The organism is Streptomyces sp. NPDC006208, from assembly GCF_040613775.1.
In the GTDB taxonomy this organism is placed as follows: Bacteria; Actinomycetota; Actinomycetes; order Streptomycetales; family Streptomycetaceae; genus Streptomyces.
In genome coordinates, this window is the sequence record NZ_JBEXSW010000038.1 from 1 (window position 1) to 18624 (window position 18624).

At 67.9% G+C, this 18624-nt stretch carries 18 protein-coding genes, 1 pseudogene and 1 riboswitch; of the genes and pseudogenes, 9 read left to right on the top strand and 10 right to left on the bottom strand.

Annotated elements, in window-relative coordinates:
* Nucleotides 1-347 precede the first annotated feature (347 nt).
* From ABZ208_RS27510 to ABZ208_RS27520, 3 genes are all read right to left on the bottom strand, one after another.
* Nucleotides 348-977, bottom strand: coding sequence for a DUF305 domain-containing protein (locus ABZ208_RS27510; protein ID WP_356912213.1), 630 nt, complete (start codon nucleotides 975-977; stop codon nucleotides 348-350).
* Nucleotides 978-1060: 83 nt separating this feature from the next.
* The gene (locus ABZ208_RS27515; RefSeq protein ID WP_356912144.1) at nucleotides 1061-1462 is read right to left on the bottom strand and encodes a DUF6153 family protein; all 402 of its coding nucleotides are present in this window, start codon (nucleotides 1460-1462) and stop codon (nucleotides 1061-1063) included.
* Nucleotides 1459-1713 (bottom strand): DUF2933 domain-containing protein, encoded by a 255-nt coding sequence (locus ABZ208_RS27520; protein ID WP_356912145.1) that lies wholly within the window; start codon nucleotides 1711-1713, stop codon nucleotides 1459-1461. The genes ABZ208_RS27515 and ABZ208_RS27520 overlap by 4 nt, the downstream gene beginning before the upstream one ends.
* 326 nt (nucleotides 1714-2039) lie before the next feature.
* On the opposite strand from ABZ208_RS27520, the gene ABZ208_RS27525 reads away from it, so the two are divergent.
* On the top strand, nucleotides 2040-4832 hold the full coding sequence (locus ABZ208_RS27525) for a heavy metal translocating P-type ATPase (protein ID WP_356912146.1): 2793 nt from the start codon (nucleotides 2040-2042) through the stop codon (nucleotides 4830-4832).
* Between the two features lie 293 nt (nucleotides 4833-5125).
* Here the strand turns inward: ABZ208_RS27525 and ABZ208_RS27530 are convergent, their stop codons facing one another.
* Nucleotides 5126-5404 carry a hypothetical protein gene (locus ABZ208_RS27530; RefSeq protein WP_356912147.1) on the bottom strand — a complete coding sequence of 93 codons (279 nt, stop codon included), beginning with the start codon at nucleotides 5402-5404 and terminating at the stop codon, nucleotides 5126-5128.
* Between the two features lie 994 nt (nucleotides 5405-6398).
* Between ABZ208_RS27530 and ABZ208_RS27535 the strand changes: the two genes are divergently transcribed.
* The 4 genes from ABZ208_RS27535 to ABZ208_RS27550 are packed head-to-tail and all read left to right on the top strand — an operon-like array spanning nucleotide 6399 to nucleotide 8765.
* Nucleotides 6399-7196 (top strand): metalloregulator ArsR/SmtB family transcription factor, encoded by a 798-nt coding sequence (locus ABZ208_RS27535; protein ID WP_356912148.1) that lies wholly within the window; start codon nucleotides 6399-6401, stop codon nucleotides 7194-7196.
* Nucleotides 7193-7612, top strand: a complete 420-nt coding sequence (locus ABZ208_RS27540; RefSeq protein WP_356912149.1) for a VOC family protein — start codon at nucleotides 7193-7195, stop codon at nucleotides 7610-7612. The genes ABZ208_RS27535 and ABZ208_RS27540 overlap by 4 nt, the downstream gene beginning before the upstream one ends.
* 38 nt (nucleotides 7613-7650) lie before the next feature.
* Complete coding sequence (locus ABZ208_RS27545) at nucleotides 7651-8112, top strand: DUF6545 domain-containing protein (RefSeq protein ID WP_356912150.1); 462 nt, start codon at nucleotides 7651-7653, stop codon at nucleotides 8110-8112.
* Between the two features lie 32 nt (nucleotides 8113-8144).
* Nucleotides 8145-8765, top strand: a complete 621-nt coding sequence (locus ABZ208_RS27550) for an alpha-ketoglutarate-dependent dioxygenase AlkB (RefSeq protein WP_356912151.1) — start codon at nucleotides 8145-8147, stop codon at nucleotides 8763-8765.
* A 74-nt stretch (nucleotides 8766-8839) separates the two neighbouring features.
* Here the strand turns inward: ABZ208_RS27550 and ABZ208_RS27555 are convergent, their stop codons facing one another.
* Entirely contained in the window at nucleotides 8840-9088 is a 249-nt protein-coding gene (locus tag ABZ208_RS27555; RefSeq protein WP_356912152.1) for a hypothetical protein, read from the bottom strand.
* 262 nt (nucleotides 9089-9350) lie between these two features.
* Between ABZ208_RS27555 and ABZ208_RS27560 the strand changes: the two genes are divergently transcribed.
* Both ABZ208_RS27560 and ABZ208_RS27565 read left to right on the top strand, forming a co-directional pair.
* Nucleotides 9351-10442 (top strand): IS630 family transposase, encoded by a 1092-nt coding sequence (locus ABZ208_RS27560; protein WP_356912153.1) that lies wholly within the window; start codon nucleotides 9351-9353, stop codon nucleotides 10440-10442.
* Nucleotides 10443-10487: 45 nt separating this feature from the next.
* Nucleotides 10488-11365, top strand: a protein-coding gene (locus tag ABZ208_RS27565; RefSeq protein ID WP_356912154.1) for an IS5 family transposase whose coding sequence is annotated in 2 segments (ribosomal slippage) — nucleotides 10488-10763 and nucleotides 10766-11365 — 876 coding nt in all. Because the reading frame shifts where the segments join, the coding sequence is not laid out codon by codon here.
* Nucleotides 11366-11383: 18 nt separating this feature from the next.
* Here the strand turns inward: ABZ208_RS27565 and ABZ208_RS27570 are convergent.
* Nucleotides 11384-11869, bottom strand: a complete 486-nt coding sequence (locus ABZ208_RS27570; protein ID WP_356912155.1) for a DUF1877 family protein — start codon at nucleotides 11867-11869, stop codon at nucleotides 11384-11386.
* Between the two features lie 174 nt (nucleotides 11870-12043).
* Between ABZ208_RS27570 and ABZ208_RS27575 the strand changes: the two genes are divergently transcribed.
* On the top strand, nucleotides 12044-13135 hold the full coding sequence (locus ABZ208_RS27575; protein WP_356912156.1) for an IS630 family transposase: 1092 nt from the start codon (nucleotides 12044-12046) through the stop codon (nucleotides 13133-13135).
* On the opposite strand, the gene ABZ208_RS27580 is transcribed toward ABZ208_RS27575, so the two are convergent.
* From ABZ208_RS27580 to ABZ208_RS27595, 4 genes and pseudogenes are all read right to left on the bottom strand, one after another.
* The gene (locus ABZ208_RS27580) at nucleotides 13132-14262 is read right to left on the bottom strand and encodes a PQQ-binding-like beta-propeller repeat protein (protein ID WP_356912214.1); all 1131 of its coding nucleotides are present in this window, start codon (nucleotides 14260-14262) and stop codon (nucleotides 13132-13134) included. The two genes, ABZ208_RS27575 and ABZ208_RS27580, sit on opposite strands and share 4 nt — an antisense overlap.
* Nucleotides 14172-14594, bottom strand: a pseudogene (locus ABZ208_RS27585) (hypothetical protein); the annotation flags it as partial. The pseudogene ABZ208_RS27585 and the gene ABZ208_RS27580, both read right to left, overlap by 91 nt.
* Nucleotides 14595-14627: 33 nt before the next feature.
* Complete coding sequence (locus ABZ208_RS27590; protein ID WP_356912157.1) at nucleotides 14628-15389, bottom strand: hypothetical protein; 762 nt, start codon at nucleotides 15387-15389, stop codon at nucleotides 14628-14630.
* A gap of 1259 nt (nucleotides 15390-16648) precedes the next feature.
* A complete protein-coding gene (locus ABZ208_RS27595; RefSeq protein ID WP_356912158.1) occupies nucleotides 16649-17662 on the bottom strand; it encodes a hypothetical protein in 1014 nt (337 codons plus the stop codon).
* Nucleotides 17663-17889: 227 nt separating this feature from the next.
* A riboswitch (cobalamin riboswitch) is annotated at nucleotides 17890-18081 on the top strand.
* Nucleotides 18082-18120: 39 nt separating this feature from the next.
* On the opposite strand from ABZ208_RS27595, the gene ABZ208_RS27600 reads away from it, so the two are divergent.
* Entirely contained in the window at nucleotides 18121-18510 is a 390-nt protein-coding gene (locus ABZ208_RS27600) for a (2Fe-2S) ferredoxin domain-containing protein (RefSeq protein ID WP_356912159.1), read from the top strand.
* Nucleotides 18511-18624 lie beyond the last annotated feature (114 nt).

Sequence of the window (18624 nt, forward strand, 5' to 3'; positions counted from 1 at the left end):
CTGCGGGCCATCAACCGCGCGGCGCCCGCGATCGTAGTGTCCGGTTGCACGGTAACGGCGGGGGTCGTCATGAGCCGGCCCGCCGTCACCGCGCGTGACGCGTCCTCCCCCTGGGCCAGAGCCAGGAAGTCGGCGTCGGTCTCGGCTTCCGGGAAGTCGAAGCCGGCGACCCAGCGCACGGTCTCCCAGGAGCCGCCGAGATCAAGCTGTGCGCCTGGCTGACCGGGCTCGGACGCGCTCGGGGAGTCACGAATGGGTCCACGAACGTGCCAGGCGCCCGGGCGACATCCGCCCGGGCGCGGGTTTGGCGCGGTGCACCGTCCCCGCTGTATTGCGAAAACAGCGGCTCAGCCTCCGCTGAGCATCTTCTTCATCTGGGTGATCTCGGCGGTCTGGGCGGTGATGATGTCGTCTGCGAGCTTCTTGGCGGGCTCGTAGGCGCCCTTTTGCTTCTCGGTCTTCGCCATTTCGATGGCGCCTTCGTGGTGTTCGATCATCATGGTCAGGAACATGGTGTCGAAGGGGTTGCCCGAGACGCCGTTCAGTTCGTCGAGGTCCTGGTCGTTCATCATGCCGGGCATGGACGGGGTGTCGTCGCCTTGCCCCCTGCCGTGGTCCATACCGGATGGAACCTTCTCACCCCACGCCTTGAGCCAGCCGGACATGGTCTGGATCTCCGGCGCCTGTGCCTTCTTGATCTTCGCGGCGAGTTCCTTGACCTGGGCGGAGGCGCCGCGCGCCGTGGCCATGCGGGACATGACGATGGCCTGGCGGTGGTGCGGGATCATGCCCTGCGCGAAGGCGACGTCGGCGTTGTTGTGCTTGCCCGCCTCGGCCGAGGCAGAGGTAGTGGTGCCGGGCGAGGTGTCGGTGCCGCTAGTGCTGTCGCTGCCGCCGCAGCCAGCCAGAACGAGCGCGGCGGCCGTTACGCTCGCAGCCAGCGCGGCACGGCGGGACAGGGAAATGCTGGTGTTCATGGTTTCGGAAGCTCCTGTTTCGACGGATCTGAGGACGTACACGCACGCGACGGAGCCCACCGGGGCGGCCATCGCGGGCTTTCCTAGATCCGCAGGAGCTGGAGTTCAGCGAGCGATGGCGGAGCACGTCCGCCTGCTGGCTGATACGAAGAGGTGAGCGGCTGGGCAGCCGTGGTGGTCATGTCGCTGGAGAGCGAGGGCGCCAGGCCTGGAAGCGCTGCGGTGCCGGGGATCGCCGCGGAGGTACACACCTGGTCGGTACGGTGGTTGTGGCCGCCGGTGCTGTCGCACGGATATACCTGGCCGACCTCGAGCGGTTGCATGTGGTGCACGTGGTGTGTGCCGTGGTCCGGGGCGGGCAGTGCCGCCGCGGGAGCCAGCCCGTGCAGGCCCAGCAGCCCGACCAGGACGGTGAGAACGAGCAGCGCCCGCGTCCGCCCTGGGGGCTGCGGCCGCCCCCAGGGCATCGGTGCCTTCCGGCTCACGGTGCCATTGTAGAAGCAGGCCCCTGGCGAAGGTCTGTCAGGGACGGGCGCCGGAGCCGGCACTCATGACGACGGTGAATACCGGCCCACCGTGGGCTGTGCATGTTGCGCATCATGAAGAACATCATCAGCGGGCAAGCAGCCACGAGGCCGAGCCGGAGCAGAGAGCCGAGCGGCGTGCCGAGGGCGCCGACCAGGACAACGGCTGCGATGGCATTCAGACCGTAGTTGCGCGTCTTGTCGTTGTTCACGGCGCCTCCTCACGCAGGGGCCAGAAGGTCAGGGTTTGGCAGGGAGCTGGACGCGGACAGCGTGTTCAGGCGGCGCCGGACCCCTCCTCGTCGATCTCCCTGCCCCATCCGCTGACGCCGTGGCCGAACCTGTTTCGGCTGCTTCAACGGCCGGGCGACTTGGAAGCCCGGCGACCGTACGAGTCCTTGCCTTCACATGCGTCGTCCCTCCGCGGCGCCCGGAACGCTCGGCCCAGAAGGTCCAGGGCCGGTGGGCCGATCAGTCCCTACTCGGCAGGGGTTGTCTGCGGGAGGTTGGAAGGGAGCCGTCAAGGAGGCGAGCTGCCATGGGTGCCCTCGATGTCGTGGTCGTACTGGTCGCCGCAGGACTGATCGCCGCACTGGGCTGGTTCTTCTTCGGACCGCGCCGCGTCGGCGCCGCTCGGGTCGAAGGCGGGATACAGCGCGTTCAGGTGACAGTGCGGGGCGGCTACAGCCCCAACCTGATCAAGGTCCGGCAGGGCATTCCGGTGGAGCTGGTCTTCGACCGGCAGGAATCCGGAGAGTGCACCTCTCGGGTGGTCTTCCCGGATCTCAAGGTCGGCGCCGGGCTGCCCGCTCACACCCGCACCACCGTTCGGCTGAACCCCGAGCGGGCGGGCTCCTTCGGCTTCGCCTGCGGCATGAACATGATCCACGGCACACTGCTGGTCGAACCAGCCGACGGCTCCGAAGCACCACCGTCCTCCCCCGCCGGCCACGGCACCGCCACCGCGGCCCCCGCCGCAGGCGGCGGCCCTCCGGCCGGGGAAGAAACGGAGGCGGAAGACGCGGACGCCGCCGAGCGGCAGGCGGAGATCAAGGACCTCACCCGCAGGGTGCAGGTCGGGGCGGTGCTCACCGCACCGGTGCTGTTCGCCGTCATGGCGCACGAACTTTTCGGCGCCGACTGGGTGCCCACCTGGATGCTGAACCACTGGCTTCAGCTGGCGCTGATCACCCCGGTGATGCTCTTCACCGGCTGGCCGATCCATGTCACGGGCTGGCTGACCCTACGCCACCGCGCCGCCGACATGAACAGCCTCATCACCCTCGGCACCACCGCCGCCTACGCCTACAGCCTGCTCGTCACCCTCGCCCCCGGTTTGCTTCCGGAGGACGTGCGCGAGGTCTACTACGAAGCGGTCGGCGTCATCCTCACCCTGATTCTGCTCGGCCGGCTCCTGGAGGCCCGCGCGAAGGCCGGCACTGGCGAAGCCATCCGCGCACTGCTGGGCCTGCAGGCCCGCACCGCGCGCGTCATACGCGAGGGCACCGAGAGGGAGATTCCCGTCGAGGATGTCGCCGTCGGCGACGAGGTGGTCATCCGGCCAGGCGAGAAGATCCCCGTAGATGCCGAGGTGCTCTCCGGATCCTCCTCGGTGGACGAGTCGATGGTCACCGGTGAGCCGATGCCCGTCACCAAGCACGCCGGAGACACCGTCGTCGGCGCCACCGTCAACAGCACCGGCTCCCTGCGGGTGCGGGCGGCCAAGGTCGGCGCCGACACCATGCTGGCCCAGATCATCCGCCTCGTTCAGCAGGCGCAGGCCTCGAAGGCCCCCATCCAGCGGCTCGCGGACGCGGTCTCCGCCTACTTCGTGCCCGCCGTCATCGCCGTCGCGATCGCCACGTTCGCGGTGTGGTTCACCGTAGGGCCGTCCCCGGCGCTGACCCTCGCCCTCGTCTCCGCGGTCGCGGTACTGATCATCGCCTGCCCGTGCGCGCTCGGACTGGCCACCCCGCTGTCGGTGATGGTCGGCACCGGCAAGGGCGCCCAGGCTGGCATCCTGATCCGCTCCGCCGAGGCCCTGGAGACCGCCCACAAGCTGGACACCGTGGTCTTGGACAAGACCGGCACCGTGACCGAAGGCAAACCCGTCCTGACCGACGTCCGCACCATCGACGCCCTCGACGAATCCGGCCTGCTGCGGCTGGTGGCAGCGGCCGAGTCCTACAGCGAACACCCGCTGGCGCAGGCCATCGTCGCAGGCACCCGCGACCGCGGGCTGGTGTGGCCCGCCGCCACGGGGTTCGACTCGGTCACCGGCAAGGGTGTCCAGGCCACCGTCGACGGACACGCCGTCCTGGTCGGCACCGCCCGGCTCCTCGACGACGTCGGCGTCGACACCTCCGTCCTGGCCCCCGTGGCGGCCGACTTCTCAGCTGAAGGCAAAACCGCCGTTCTCGCCGCCATCGATGGAAAGCCCGTAGGCGTCCTCGCCGTCGCTGACACCGTCAAGGACGACTCGGCCGCAGCCATCGCCGCCCTCAAGCGCCTGGGCCTCGAGGTCGTCATCATCACCGGCGACAACACCCGCACGGCCGCAGCGGTCGCCGCCCAAGTCGGCGTCCCCCGGGTACTGGCCGAGGTCATGCCCGAGCACAAGGCAGACGAGATCCGCCGCCTGCAGGGCGAAGGCCGCACCGTCGGCATGGTCGGCGACGGCGTCAACGACGCCCCCGCCCTGGCCGCCGCCGACGTCGGCCTGGCCATCGGCACCGGCACCGACGTGGCCATCGAAGCGGCCGACATCACCCTCATCTCCGGCTCCCTGACCGGCGTCGTCACCGCCATCCGGCTCTCCCGCGCCACCATGCGCAACATCCGCCAAAACCTGTTCTTCGCCCTGATCTACAACGCTGTCGGCGTACCGCTCGCCGCCGGCGCCCTCTACCCGTTGTCGGGCATCCGCCTCAGCCCCATCATCGCCGCAGCCGCCATGGCCGCCTCCTCCCTCTCCGTCGTCACCAACGCCTCCCGCCTGCGCGGTTGGCGCGCTACGCCGCTGCCACCCGTCAGGCCCGCCCACGTTCGGCCCAGGGTCGAGTCCGCCGCCGACCGGACCGCGGCAGCCGCCGGGGCCCAGCCGCACCACCACACGATGTCCGCCGCCGCGCACCAGCCCCACGGCGACGAGCGGTCCCTGGACCCGGTGTGCGACATGCCCGTCGAGAAGGCGACCGCGCCCGAACACCGGCAGACCGACACCGGCACCTACTACTTCTGCTCCGTCCAATGCGCCGCCGCGTTCGAGGCCGACCCAAGCCGCTACACCGCCGCCTCGGGCAAGCGCAATGGAGGAGGCGAACCACAGTGACCACCGCCTCAGCCTCCCGCCCCCACTCGCCTGGTCGGCATCCCAGGCATCCGGGTACGCCGACCTGGCGCCCAACTGACCCCACGCCACAGCAACTACCGAGAGCTACTTGTCCCCTCGCCGTAGCTATTACGAGCGCAGGGCCTCATCCCGACCTTGGGCTCGAAGGACGGAGGCGGTGGCTGGGCCCGGTCAGCTGGCCGCACCCATCCTCTCGGAGGTCCTCCAGTAGGGGCCGTTCGGCAGGGCCTCGACGGTGTGGAGCTGAGACAGACCGAACTCGGGGGCTCTGTTCAGCGCGGCAGCGAGTTCTGTTCGCGCTGGCGGCGGCGCCCTTGGAGTGTCACCCCGCGAGGCTTGAACACCGACAGGACGGCCGCTGCGAGCATGCCCAGCAGAGCGGCGGTCGCGTCAGCGATCATCTGGATGCGCATGCCCGCCAGCTCGCCGCCCGCGAGCGCTGTCGGCGCGGCTGCGTCGGCCAGGTGTCCGACCGGCTGCATGTGCACCAGCAGAAGCAGCGTCGCCAGCACGGTGATCAGCAGCTTCGCGATGACCCAGTAGTGACGCAACAGCCCCCCAGACGGTACCCAGTGACTGGAGAATGCCGGTCAGCAGCGAGGCAAGGCAGAATGGGACGATCACGAACCAACCCACCAGCCCCATCGCTACATAGGCGCCCCGCACCGTCTGGGGCGCGCTGCTGGACAGCCCTGCGACGGCCAGAGCCAGGAAGGCGGCGACTGCCCCCGGCCAGCCCAGCGAGGCGGTGACGTGGGCGGTGAGCGTCAAAATGGGGGCAGCAGAATCGGATCAGCCCTCGCTCCGCTCACCGTGGCGGAGATCCGGCGCCTGCTGGACGCTCTGCTTCCTCACCCCAAGCCCTTTGGTTGGCACAAAAGAGGGACGGTTGGCGCAAAGATAGCCGCATGTGTCGTCCAGGGTTGGACCCGGAACCTCGTTGATGGGCGAGCGGGCGAGGAAAGTCTGTGCGGCGATGTGCCGACATGGGCGCCTCGGGGCGCATCAGCGGCTCCCCGCTGGCTCATGGCCTCTCGATGTTGTACAGCGGCACCGACTGGGTCGGGCTGTGTCGAGCGCATCACAGCGGCTCCGGATACAGGTGCTGAGGTGTGGGCGCTGCCAACCTCCGGCTCGCCTCCCCTGCCGGCGACCTGCCAAACAAATGGCGAGGTGTATGCCGTCGGCGGGTTGGCGTGAGTGTGCTGTTCGTGGCTCCGGCCGCCGGACCTTCCTGGTACTTGGTGGAGGACAGTGCGCAGGCGATGTCGCTGCCCTCGCCGAGCCGAGGTTCTGTACCCGGTCGCCCTCGTGGAGTTCGGCCTTGGCGGTGGGGTTGCGTCGCACCCCAGTCAGGTAGCGAACTCGCGGGAAGAGATGTCGCGTTCGTCGGCCTCGCACAGAGGGAAAGCTGAAGTCCCCGTCGACCGCGATGGCCTGCGAACCGCAGATTGACGTCATGGCCCGGGGGCGATGCCGCCGCGCGCGCCGGCATCCGATCAATTGGGGTTGATGTATCAATCTGAATTGATGTATCTTCGAGATGTGGGATATCGCCTCTGGGGCGGGACCGTCACGCCGCCCGAGTTCGTCCGCCTGGCTGCGCATCCGGTGCGCTGGCGGCTGCTGACGGAACTCGCCGACGGCGACCATCGGGTCCGTGAACTGGTGGAACGCGTCGGGGAGCCGCAGAACCTGGTCTCGTATCACCTACGGCTCCTGCGCGACGGTGGTCTGGTCACGGCCAGGCGCAGCAACTTTGATGGCCGGGACAGCTACTACCGCCTGGACCTGGAGCGTTGCGCTGAGGCGCTGGCGGCCAGCGCCGCCGCCCTGCACCCGGCGTTGTGCCAGGCCCCCTCACCGCCGCGTCGTCCGGTCGTCCGGGCGCGAGCCCGCCGTGTTGCGGTGCTTTTCGTGTGCACAGGCAACAGCGCCCGCTCGCCGATCGCTGAAGCCCTGCTGCGCCACCACACCGCCGGCCGCGTAACCGCGGCAAGTGCAGGCACCAGTCCCAAGCCGCAGGTGCACCCGCACGCTGTCCGGGTGCTGCGCGAGTCGTTCGGCATCGACCTCACCGGTCGGCGTACCCAGCACGTGGGCGACCTGGTCGGCCGCCGCTTCGACCACGTGATCACCTTGTGCGACAAGGCTCGCGAGTTCTGCCCGGAGTTCGGCTCGAGGCGGGTCCACTGGAGCATGGACGACCCGGGCGCGGCCGGAGACACCGACCAGGCCGGCTACGCGGCCTTTCAGCACGCGGCGGCAGACATAGACGCCCGTATCAAGCATCTGATGCCGGTCCTGAACACCCCCGAGACCGTTGCGAGGTCCGAGCCATGACCACTCACGACGAATACGTCAGCGTCCGCTACCTGGTCGACGACGTGCAGGCCACCATCGACTTCTACACCACCCACCTCGGTTTCACGCTGCACTCCAGCGCCGTCCCTGCCTTCGCCGACGTGGTCCGTGGCAGGCTGCGACTGTTGCTGTCCGGCCCGGCAAGCTCGGGCGCCCGGGCCACCCCGAAGGAGGCTGCCGTCGCGGGCGGCAATCGCATCCACCTCACCTACGACGACCTTGATGCCGAGATCGCTCGGCTGCGCAGCGCCGGTGTCTCCTTCCGTAGTGAGGTCGTCGCCGGTCCTGGAGGACGCCAGATCCTGCTGTCCGACCCGGCGGGCAACCTCATCGAGCTGTTCCAACCCGCCCGTCGGCCCGCCGCGCCGGCCAGCCCTGACCAGGCGCGACGCTGACCGCTCCGTCACTCGCAGCTGCGTGGTATCCGTCCGCTGTGGCAGGTACTGGGAAGGGTGTTCCCGAGGTGGTGCTGCCGCTGCCTGCGGAGCTGGAGCGCGATCCGAAGGTGCTCCTGCACCGGCGGATCATCGAGATCAGTGACGGCATGCTCGCGCTGCACCTCTATCGCAGCGAGGCCGCCAGAGACGAGGCGAGCCGACACCTGGTGTCAGCCGGGCTGACAGGACGACAGCTGGCCGCAGCGGTGGAAGCGGTGTGTCTGCGGCACGCCATGGCACGCAAGGACGCGGGCTTCGCGGTCAACGCGCCGGAAGCGGCGACCGGTCGCGGAGACCTCGGTGAGGCTCAGGACGACCTGGAGGCACAAGCCGCATGGTTGGAACTTGTCTCGCGGCTCCACGGGAGCCGGACAGTGCGCAGGGCGTCTGACGCGAAGGCGAACAGCCATGCGGACTCGGTGGTAGGGGAGTCGGGACCGAGGGGCGGAGGTCCGTAGGGGCTGTCAGTGGCGCGGTCTAGGCTGCGCGCATGACCGAGAATCCTGGGCAGTTGACCTTCGGCGCGGGGGACGAGACGGGCGACACGGGTGTCCCTGGGCTGCTTTACACAGCCGACTGGCTCACCGCGGAGTCCTGCCGCGAGCTGCTGTCCGGGATCGATTCCGAGCCGTGGTCGACGGAGTTGCGGCGCCGGGTGCAGCACTACGGCCACCGCTACGACTACGGCAGCCGCAGCGTATCGGCTGATCACACTGCGTCCGCCGCCGCACCCCTGCCGCACTGGGCGCAGGAACTGGCCCGGCTCCTGGTCCAGGAAGGAATCATGGAAATGCCGGACCAGGTCATCGTCAACGAGTACGAACCGGGCCAGGGGATCAGCGCCCACCTGGACTGCGTCCCGTGTTTCGGCCCGGTGGTCGCTGCGATCACACTCGGCTCGGGCTGCGTCATGGACTTCAGCCACAAGGCGAGCGGCGCGAGGGTCCCCGTCCGGCTGGCCCCGGGGAGCCTGTGCGTGATGACGGGCCCGGCGCGCTACGACTGGCGCCACGCGATAGCGGCGCGCAAGTCGGACCCGGGGCCGGTGGGACGTATCCCGCGCGGCCGTCGTGTTTCGGCGACCTTCCGTACGGTACTCGCGCCTGCCTGAGCCACCGGGGTCGCTCCACTCGTCCTGAACTGCTCGGCGTGCCGCGCCCCGTCCTCCCGTACGGAGCCGGCTCGTCAGCTGTCAACGTCGGTCGTTCCGTCGCCGGACGGCTTCTCATGGACCGGACGCAACCATTCGGGCAGGGCATCTCGAACAGTCGGGACGGCCAGGACGCGAGACACGGCTGCTGACACAGCAAGCGCTCCCGCGACCCAAGGAAGTGTGGTGTGCAGGCCACTGACCTCTACGACGACGGGGATCACCAACACGAGACCGACCAGAGTGTGCATCAGGCCATGCAGAGTTTGCTTCGGGTTCTTCATCGCGGCAGACCTCCTTCGTGTTGTTCCGGGACCACGGGCGGCGAAGCGGGGAGCTCATTGCTTCGGCTCCCGTGCTTTGACAAGTGGGCAGTTGGAGAATCCAGCAGCAGCGCCGGACCATGGCCCGGCGCTGCTGTCGTGACCGGCCGGATTCTGCGGGAACCGGCTGCTTTCCCGCATGGGAGTCGGCACGAGGCCCTGAGCGGGGTGTCGCTCTAGTCTTCTGAGTCAGGAGTTCTGTTCAGATATGTAGGCTTGCCTCATGGCGCGGACGGGGCGGCCGAAGGCCGAGTTAAGACTGTCGGATGAGGAACGGGCTGCACTCGAGGGGTGGGTGCGGCGTCGTTCCACGCCGCAGGCATGGGCCTTGCGGTGCCGGATCATCCTTGCCTGCGCCGAGGGTGCCTCGAACAAGGATGTGGCGGCCCGGCTCGGTTCCACACCTCATGCGGTGGGCCGTTGGCGGTCCCGCTTTGTGCAGTACCGGATCGCCGGCCTGGGTGACATGCCGCGTCCGGGCGGCCCCAGGACGGTGACGGACGAGCAAGTCGCCGCGGTGGTCACGAAGACACTGGAGTCCACACCGAAGAACGCAACACACTGGTCGACACGGTCGATGGCGAAGGAGACGGGCCTGTCGCAGTCGTCAGTGTCACGGATCTGGCGGGCGTTCGGCCTGCAGCCGCATCGGTCGGAGACCTTCAAACTGTCAACCGATCCGTACTTCGTCGACAAGGTCCACGACGTCGTGGGGCTCTACCTGGACCCGCCCGAGCGGGCGTTGGTGTTCTGCGTGGATGAGAAATCGCAGATCCAGGCCCTGGACAGGTCCCAGCCCGTGCTGCCGATGATGCCCGGGGTTCCCGAGCGGGCGACCCACGACTACGTCCGCGCCGGTACCACCACACTGTTCGCGGCACTGGAGGTCGCCACCGGCAAAGTCATCGGCTCCCTGCACCGCCGACACCGCGCCGAGGAGTTCAAGAAGTTCCTGGTCAAGCTCGACAAGGAAGTGCCCACCGGCCTGGATGTCCACCTGATCTGCGACAACTACGCCACCCACAAGACACCTGCCATCAAGAAGTGGCTGCTGGCACATCCCCGGTTCCACCTGCACTTCACACCGACGGGCTCATCCTGGCTCAACCTCGTCGAGCGATGGTTCGCCGAACTCACCAACAAGCAGATACGACGAGGCGTCCACAGGTCCGTCCAAGCCCTGGAGAAGGACATCCGCAACTGGATCGCAGCCTGGAACACCGACCCGAAGCCCTACGTCTGGACCAAGACCGCCGACGAGATCCTCGAACGCCTCGCCTCATATCTGAACAGAATTCCTGACTCAGAAGACTAGAGCGTGTGTCGAAAGTGGATCATGAGCGATGAATGATCACGGTGCATGGGGCGGGGAGATCTCACGGACGAGCAGTGGGCGGTGCTGGAGCCGCTGTTGCCGAAGGGTGCCAAGGCGGGGCGGCCGCCCGTCTGGTCTCGGCGGCAGCTGATCGACGGCATACGGTTCCGGGTCCGTAGCGGTGTTCCGTGGCGGGACGTGCCCGTCGAGTACGGGCCGTGGGGCCGGGTCTACGACCTGTTCCGCCGATGGCAGCGGAACGGCACCTGGCACCGCATCCTCACCCGGCTTCAGTCCCTGGCCGACGTGAAGGGTGCGATCGTGTGTGGGACCTGAGCGTCGATTCCACGGTGTGCCGTGCCCATCAGCATGCGGCCGGGGCCCGCAAGCAGGGTGGCCTGCAGAAGGAACCACCGGGCGGCGTGTTCACCGAGCCTGGTGATCACGGGCTGGGTCGCTCGCGCGGAGGGTTCACCACCAAGCTGCACCTCGCCGTCGAGCAGGGCCAGAAGCCCATGTCGATCGTGGTGACGGCAGGGCAGCGCGGGGACTCGCCGCAGTTCGAACCCGTGCTGGCAAAGGTCCGCGTGCCCCGCATCGGGCCGGGCCGGCCACGCGTCCGCCCTGACCGCGTGCGGGCTGACAAGGCGTACGCCTCCAGGAAGAACCGTGCCTACCTGCGTCGCCGGGGGATCCGCTGCACGATCCCGGACAAGGCCGACCAGGCACGCAACCGCCAGAAGCTCGGCTCCCGCGGCGGCCGGCCTCCGCATTTCGACCCGATCGATTACCGCGAGCGCCACGCGGTCGAGTGCGGGATCAACCGCCTCAAGAGGCACCGCGCTGTCGCCACCCGGTACGACAAACTCGCGGTCCGCTACGAGACGACCGTGCTGGTCGCAGCCATCAACGAATGGCTGTGACCAGCACATGGCGACTTCTCAAGGCCACACCACTTTGACCACAGCGTGGCCTGCCGAAGCCGCCTGCCCATAGAACTCTCGGAGGTCCCGGTGATGTTCGAGGTACTCCTGCCTGGCGCAGCCGAGGGCACTGAACCTGGCACCGACAACGTTCCACAGCTCGTCGAAAGAGACAGCCGTAAGGAAACGCGCGGCCTGTGACACGCCAGGCGGCTCCAGAAGCATCAGCGGGGGATCGGAGGGGTCGGCGCCAGCGCTGTGGGGCACGGGGCGGCCGCCGTAGATCGGCAGTGTCCAGGGCTCGTCGGCATCTGAGTAGAGGGCATTGGCCGCGGCATAGAGGTCGTTGACAGCGTCCCAGCCCTTGTTGATCGAGTGGGCGATGCCCGCTGCGTACTCGGCAGTGTCGTTTTCCCAAGCCTCAGACATGAACGCAGCGAGCCAGGTGTGGTCGTCCCGGATCTCGGACTCAGCCACGGCGCGAAAGTGCAGGTAGATGCTCACTACGACGAGTCCTTCAGCTTAGCGGCCCATCTGTCGGGCCGAACGGACAGAACCTACTTGAGGGCACTGACAGCCATGTGTGGTCGATATCGACTCGCGCGATCTGGCAGAACTTTCGATACACGGCCTAGTCTTCTGAGTCAGGAGTTCTGTTCAGATATGTAGGCTTGCCTCATGGCGCGGACGGGGCGGCCGAAGGCCGAGTTAAGACTGTCGGATGAGGAACGGGCTGCACTCGAGGGGTGGGTGCGGCGTCGTTCCACGCCGCAGGCATGGGCCTTGCGGTGCCGGATCATCCTTGCCTGCGCCGAGGGTGCCTCGAACAAGGATGTGGCGGCCCGGCTCGGTTCCACACCTCATGCGGTGGGCCGTTGGCGGTCCCGCTTTGTGCAGTACCGGATCGCCGGCCTGGGTGACATGCCGCGTCCGGGCGGCCCCAGGACGGTGACGGACGAGCAAGTCGCCGCGGTGGTCACGAAGACACTGGAGTCCACACCGAAGAACGCAACACACTGGTCGACACGGTCGATGGCGAAGGAGACGGGCCTGTCGCAGTCGTCAGTGTCACGGATCTGGCGGGCGTTCGGCCTGCAGCCGCATCGGTCGGAGACCTTCAAACTGTCAACCGATCCGTACTTCGTCGACAAGGTCCACGACGTCGTGGGGCTCTACCTGGACCCGCCCGAGCGGGCGTTGGTGTTCTGCGTGGATGAGAAATCGCAGATCCAGGCCCTGGACAGGTCCCAGCCCGTGCTGCCGATGATGCCCGGGGTTCCCGAGCGGGCGACCCACGACTACGTCCGCGCCGGTACCACCACACTGTTCGCGGCACTGGAGGTCGCCACCGGCAAAGTCATCGGCTCCCTGCACCGCCGACACCGCGCCGAGGAGTTCAAGAAGTTCCTGGTCAAGCTCGACAAGGAAGTGCCCACCGGCCTGGATGTCCACCTGATCTGCGACAACTACGCCACCCACAAGACACCTGCCATCAAGAAGTGGCTGCTGGCACATCCCCGGTTCCACCTGCACTTCACACCGACGGGCTCATCCTGGCTCAACCTCGTCGAGCGATGGATAGCCGAACTCACCAACAAGCAGATACGACGAGGCGTCCACAGGTCCGTCCAAGCCCTGGAGAAGGACATCCGCAACTGGATCGCAGCCTGGAACACCGACCCGAAGCCCTACGTCTGGACCAAGACCGCCGACGAGATCCTCGAACGCCTCGCCTCATATCTGAACAGAATTCCTGACTCAGAAGACTAGGAGGGGGTACCGCCCCTGGGCGGTACCGGGGGAGTGGCCGCCGGCGGGGGCGGCGCGGAGCCGGCCGTCGGCGGCTGCCCCGGGGGCATGGGGGCGGGCGGCGGCACCTGAGGAACCGCGGGGGCGGTCGGAGCGGAAGCGTCAGGCACGTAGTAGGCGTACAGCCCTCCGTCCTCCGAACCGACGAAGACCTGCCCCTCCGCCAGGGTCGGCGACGAGGTCACACGGCCGTTCGTGGGCTCGCCCGTCCACAGGAGACTCAGGTCGGTTGCGTCGTATCCGGCGGCACAGTTTCCGGCGCCGACATAGACGACGTCGTGAGCCACGGCAGGCGAAGACGCCATCCCGGACGTACCCGGTGGGCCCACGCGTGTGTGCTGGACCGCGGTGCCCTGGTTCCCGACGTAGTAGAGGAACCCGTCGTTGGCGGTCACGTAGACGCGGTCGATGTGTGCGTGGGCCGTGTCTACGGCCGGAGAGCCCGTGACACGCCCGCCGGTCGGCACCTGCCACTTGGGGAGTCCCGTGGCGGGATCGAGTGCCGTCAGCGAGTTGCCGATGCCGATGTAGAGGGCTTCGTCGGTCACAGCCGGCGAGGAGAGGATGCTTTCCGCGCCGGGACTCTCATGTGTCCGGACCTCGGCGCCGGTGCTCGCGTCGACGGCAGCCACGACGCCTTGCTCGTCACCGATGTAGACCCTGTTGTCCTTCACGGCCGGCGAAGCCTGATAGCCGTTTCCGGCTCCTGCCTTGGGGTAGGTCCACCGGAGGTTTCCGGTTGCTGTATCGAAGGCGTAGAGACGCTTGTCCCCGCCTTCGGCCGCGGCGAATACGGTCGTGCCGTCCTCGGAGACGGCTGGGGACGAACGCCCGAACCCGTATGGCTTGGACCACAGTTGCTTTCCCGACGTGCTGACGGCGTAGAGGCTGCCGTCAGCGGATGTGAAGAAGACCTGGTCGCCACCACCGCGGGCGAGGCCATGACATCGCCGTTGGTGGGGAAGCGCCAGAGGAGTTTGCCGTGCACATCGACTGCGTTCAGGTGCATGTCGTGGGAACCGACGTAGGCGACCCGATCGACCACCGCCGGAGAGGAGGCGACGGTGTCCCCGGCGTCGAAGGGCCAGCCGGGCCGCAACTGCAGTTGCGGCACCTGTGACTTGTGCAGGGTGGTGAGGTGCTGGTTGAAGGCTGTGTGTGCCGAATCGAAGCGGAACATCGGCCACCCCTCGCTGCTCGCCCCGCCGCCCGCGCTCTCGCCACTGCCTTGGTCGAGGCCGCCGAGGGGCTGCTGAGCCACAGACCTTTCGGTCCGATGTGGTGTCACCGGATGGCCCGCGGGTGCGTGCGCCGACGCAAGTGCCGTGGCACTCCAGGCCGTTGCGGTGAGGAGCAGCGTTGTCGCCAGCGCCAGTGGCCGGCGCCACAGCCGTTCCGCCTTCTCTGCAATGGTCACCATGTGTTCTCTCCTTCGTCATCGGGCCAGGGAGCGCTACGCGGCATTCCGGTTCCTCTGCGGGAGCGGCGCACGTTCGACGGGATCAGCCAGGCGAAGCCGAAGTGCCGGAAGGTACGGATTCAGCCTTCTGCGCATTCCGGCGGGCAGGGAACCGGCGTCCCGAAGCAGCAACTCGGCGAGGTACGCGGCCAGCTCAGGAGGGAGATCGTTCTCGAGCCAGCTCCGGAAGGCCGCTACGGAGCTTCTGCGGATGGTCTCGCCTTCGGGGTCCTGCGCTGGGTCGGCCAGGGACGGTTCGACGTCCTCGATGCTCGCGGGACGCTGGAAGCCGTGAAGAACGTAGAACTCGCCGTTCTTCGGGCCTACCCGGGACGCCAGGCCGGCTCTCTCGCCCGGAGTGAGCATCCGCCCCAGACCCTGCACGGTCGACTCCTCCAGTGCGAGGAACTTCCTGCGCGCGCGGCGCTGGCCTCTCGAGAGCGGGTCCTCGGCCCGCGCGACGGCCGTGAACGCGCCCCGGATGCGGGCTTTCAGCAGTGCCGGCCAGACCTCGTACCGGGTCCAGTCGATCCTGAGGAACGCTTGGTAGAGCTCCCACATGACCTCGCTTCGCACCGCGTCGCGGTCAGCTTCAGCCGGAATGCCTGCCGCCAGGCGGTCGGCTGTCCGCCTCGCCCACGGCCAGAGGTGTTCCAGGAGCTCTTCCCGAAGTTTCTGAATCTCCTCTCCCGCTTCGGCGCGTGGTGCGAACTGCTTCAGTTCTGTCGTGATCCATCCCCTGTCGTAGGGGCTCACAGAACGGCGCCCCTCTTTCCTGCAGGCAGAATTTGCGGCCCGGTAATCGGGCCTCGCGGCACAGGGGAGCGGGGCCCGACAGGGCCGGCCGTCGGCGGAGAAGGAATCGGTCTTCGACTGCTGTGAAAACACAGCCTGCTGGCTGCACATGAACATCCTCCGATCAATGAGGACTCCGTCACGCAACCCAGCATTGGAGATCGGCCACGCAATGCGCTCGGGGAACTTTTTGGCTTCTGCCTGAAATTGCGATGATCCCTCGAACGACGCTTTTGGCGTATGCCTGATTCCGGCAGCGTCTGTCCGCCCGCCCGGCGATGCGCCGAGAAACGACTTCAGGCAACCGCGGCCGACCCGCGACCCACTGGAGGGATGGAGCCATCGGGGCCGGAGTTCACCGGCCCCGTCGTACGGCGCACCAAGGGGCTTTCGTTCCCGGACACGGCCGAGGAGGCTGCAATGGCTTGCTACGGAGCAGAAGCGCACGGAGAACGAGGCCGGGAGCGCCTCGACCGGAGCGGTCCCGCCCCCGTCGCCGCCTTCTGCAACCCGTTCAAGGACGGCATTCCTGAGGCGTTCGTCCTCACAGAGGACGAGGACGGGTGGGGGCACGTCCGGTATCTGTCCCAGGATCCGCCCGGGACCGGAAGATGGTTCCTCCGGGAGCTGCCGGGTCGGCCCTCTACGGCAACCGCGGTCGTGGTGACGGTCCAGGGGCTGACCGTCAGCGCGCACTGGACCGACGTGTCCGGCAACCTCTGGTGGGCGCCGCTCACACCGGGCGGCTTCGGCGATCGACCGGAAACGGCCGGGCGTCGAGGAGTTCCGGCGAACGGCGGCAAGCCGGCGGGCCGTTGGCCGACGGCAACCCGGCCCTGCCGGTGCCCGAGGGCGGCCGCGCGCCCACCAGTTGCGTCGGCCACCGGGAGATCGACGGTAAGGGCGTGGTCATCGCCCCCGCCGACGGCGGCCCCAAGAACCCGCCTGGTACCACAACTTGCGCGCCGACCCCTCCTGCCGGCCGCCGCCGCGACCCTTGCTTGCCGGGAATCGCCCGCCCACCCACAGGTCCGCGAGTACGGGCGGCCGCGAAGCCGCTGCTCGACGGGGTTCGGCCGGGGAACGGCGCCCGTGCGGAGACGCGAAGTCGCCGTCGTGGCAGGCGCCGCCACGACGGCGACTTCGCGTCCCTCCGGCCGGCTTCGGGTCAGCGGCCGGGCAATGACCTCGGAGTCCCGGACTTCATGAACACGGATCCTTCAGTGAGTCGAACCGCATTCCACCCAATTTCCTCCGGAATCGTAGCAGGCGAAGGGGGTGGCAATGTTTCCGGTGTCATTGGAAAGCTCTGCGACGATCTCATCTCCCTTCCAGATGGTGTACGTCTCCATAATCTGCCACACCCGGTAGATCTTGTTGAATGAGCTGGTGTTCACGATGCTTCGAGTCTCCGTAGAACTCACGGATTCCTTGAGGGTGATTGACTCACTCTGCCTGTAAGACTTTTCGAACGAGGCGTTGATCGTGGTGGTGATCGCCTCCCATCCGCCCTTCGCTTCCAAGCCCAGCTTCGTGATGAACTGGGTTTCCACGGTGGAGGAACGCTCGACACCGCTAATCGTCGCAATCGTCCAGCTCAGGCTCTCGTCCGGGGCGAGCGAGTACGACTGGCCGGAGAGGTTCCACCAGACCTCCCGGGTCACGGCCCCCTTTGAGTCGTGGGGGTTCTCCCCCTGCCCCACCAGGAAATTGTGTGCATCCGCTTCGGTCGGATACTTATTGGTCGCGGAGGCGCTGGGCGGGCCATCGCTCAGGACGCTCATATTGGGCACATAGTTGATTCTGGGGTCCCTGCGGGGGTTCACGTCGCCCGGCTGCGAGGCGGTGACGGTCAGGACGTCGATCAAGGCTCCCGAGTTGGCGGCCCTGACCAGCCAGGCGTCGTTGACCTTGCCTGAGTGCTCCTCCGTCTTGCCTCCGGGAGTCACCTTGTAACTCTTCCCGGAGAGCGAACCATCACGATTGATCAGGACGACCTGTATGGGAATCTGCAGATCGTTGTGGAACACCACTTTCTGCTCTGTCGTCGTGGGGTTGGGCTGGAAGGTGCCTTTCGCGTACTTCTTGAGATCCGCGAAACTGTCGGTAGCAGGCCGGCCGTGCAGTGAGTGCGGACCGCCTTCGGCCGCAGCCCTTGCCGTCGTCCCGAACCGGAACCAGCGCCCGGCCCGGCGGGCACTGTGCCCGTGCCGATGCCCGGACTGCCCGACCACGACGGACCCCACCTCGAGTTGGTGTTCCGCCTCACCGACCTCCGCCCGCCCCACCAGGGGCCGCCGGCATGTGCGGACGGTCCCGTGACGAACCGTTCGGAGTGACTCCGGACCGGCCAGCTTGTACAGAGCGCGCGAGAGCCTGCGGGGGCGTGTGTCGCCCGCGCCCGGGGGGGCGTGTGCCGCCGTTCGCCCCGGCCTGTCCGGCGCCCGGGCTTATGACGTGGAGCGTCCTTCTGCCATGATGTCCCGCGAAATAGGCGACGGCGGAACGAGGAAGCCGGTGTGAATCCGGCGCGGTCCCGCCACTGTGATCGGCGAGCGGATCCCGAACAGACCACTGCCCGGATGCGGGTGGGAAGGCCGGGACGAGCGTTGACCCGAGAGCCAGGAGACTCACGCGGTCGCCTCCTCGAAGTGACTGGGGCGGATTTCCCCGGAGAGGAGGGCTCGTCGGGATGCCCAGGAGACCATCGTCGGCCGGTGCGGTTCCGTGCCGGGTCGTGGTGTGCCGGGACTGTTGCTGTGGCAGTCCCAAGGTGACCGGGGTCGACCACGGGAAGCAGACCGCGCGTCTCGCCGAGGACGCGCCCGTCCGTGTCTCCGGCTGTCTCGACGTGTGCGACCAGGCGAACGTGATCGTCGTGCAGCCCTCGTCCGAGGGGCGCGCCGCGGGCGGCCGGGCGGCCTGGTTCGGCCTCGTCAACGACCCCGCCGCGACCGAGGACATCGCCGCCTGGGTACGGGCGGGCGGACCGGGCGTCGCCGCGCCACCGGACATCCTCGAGCTCTACGCCTTCACCCCGCCTCGGCGCGCCCGGTCCGTGCCGCTCCCCGACGCCGGCTGAGCCGCGGACGCCCCACCACCTTTCCCACGTCTGACCGAACGTCTTCCGACGACGAGTCTCTCGATTTTGACCAGCCTCCGGACCGCTGTCCGGACCGTTCAGGACCACCCCTGC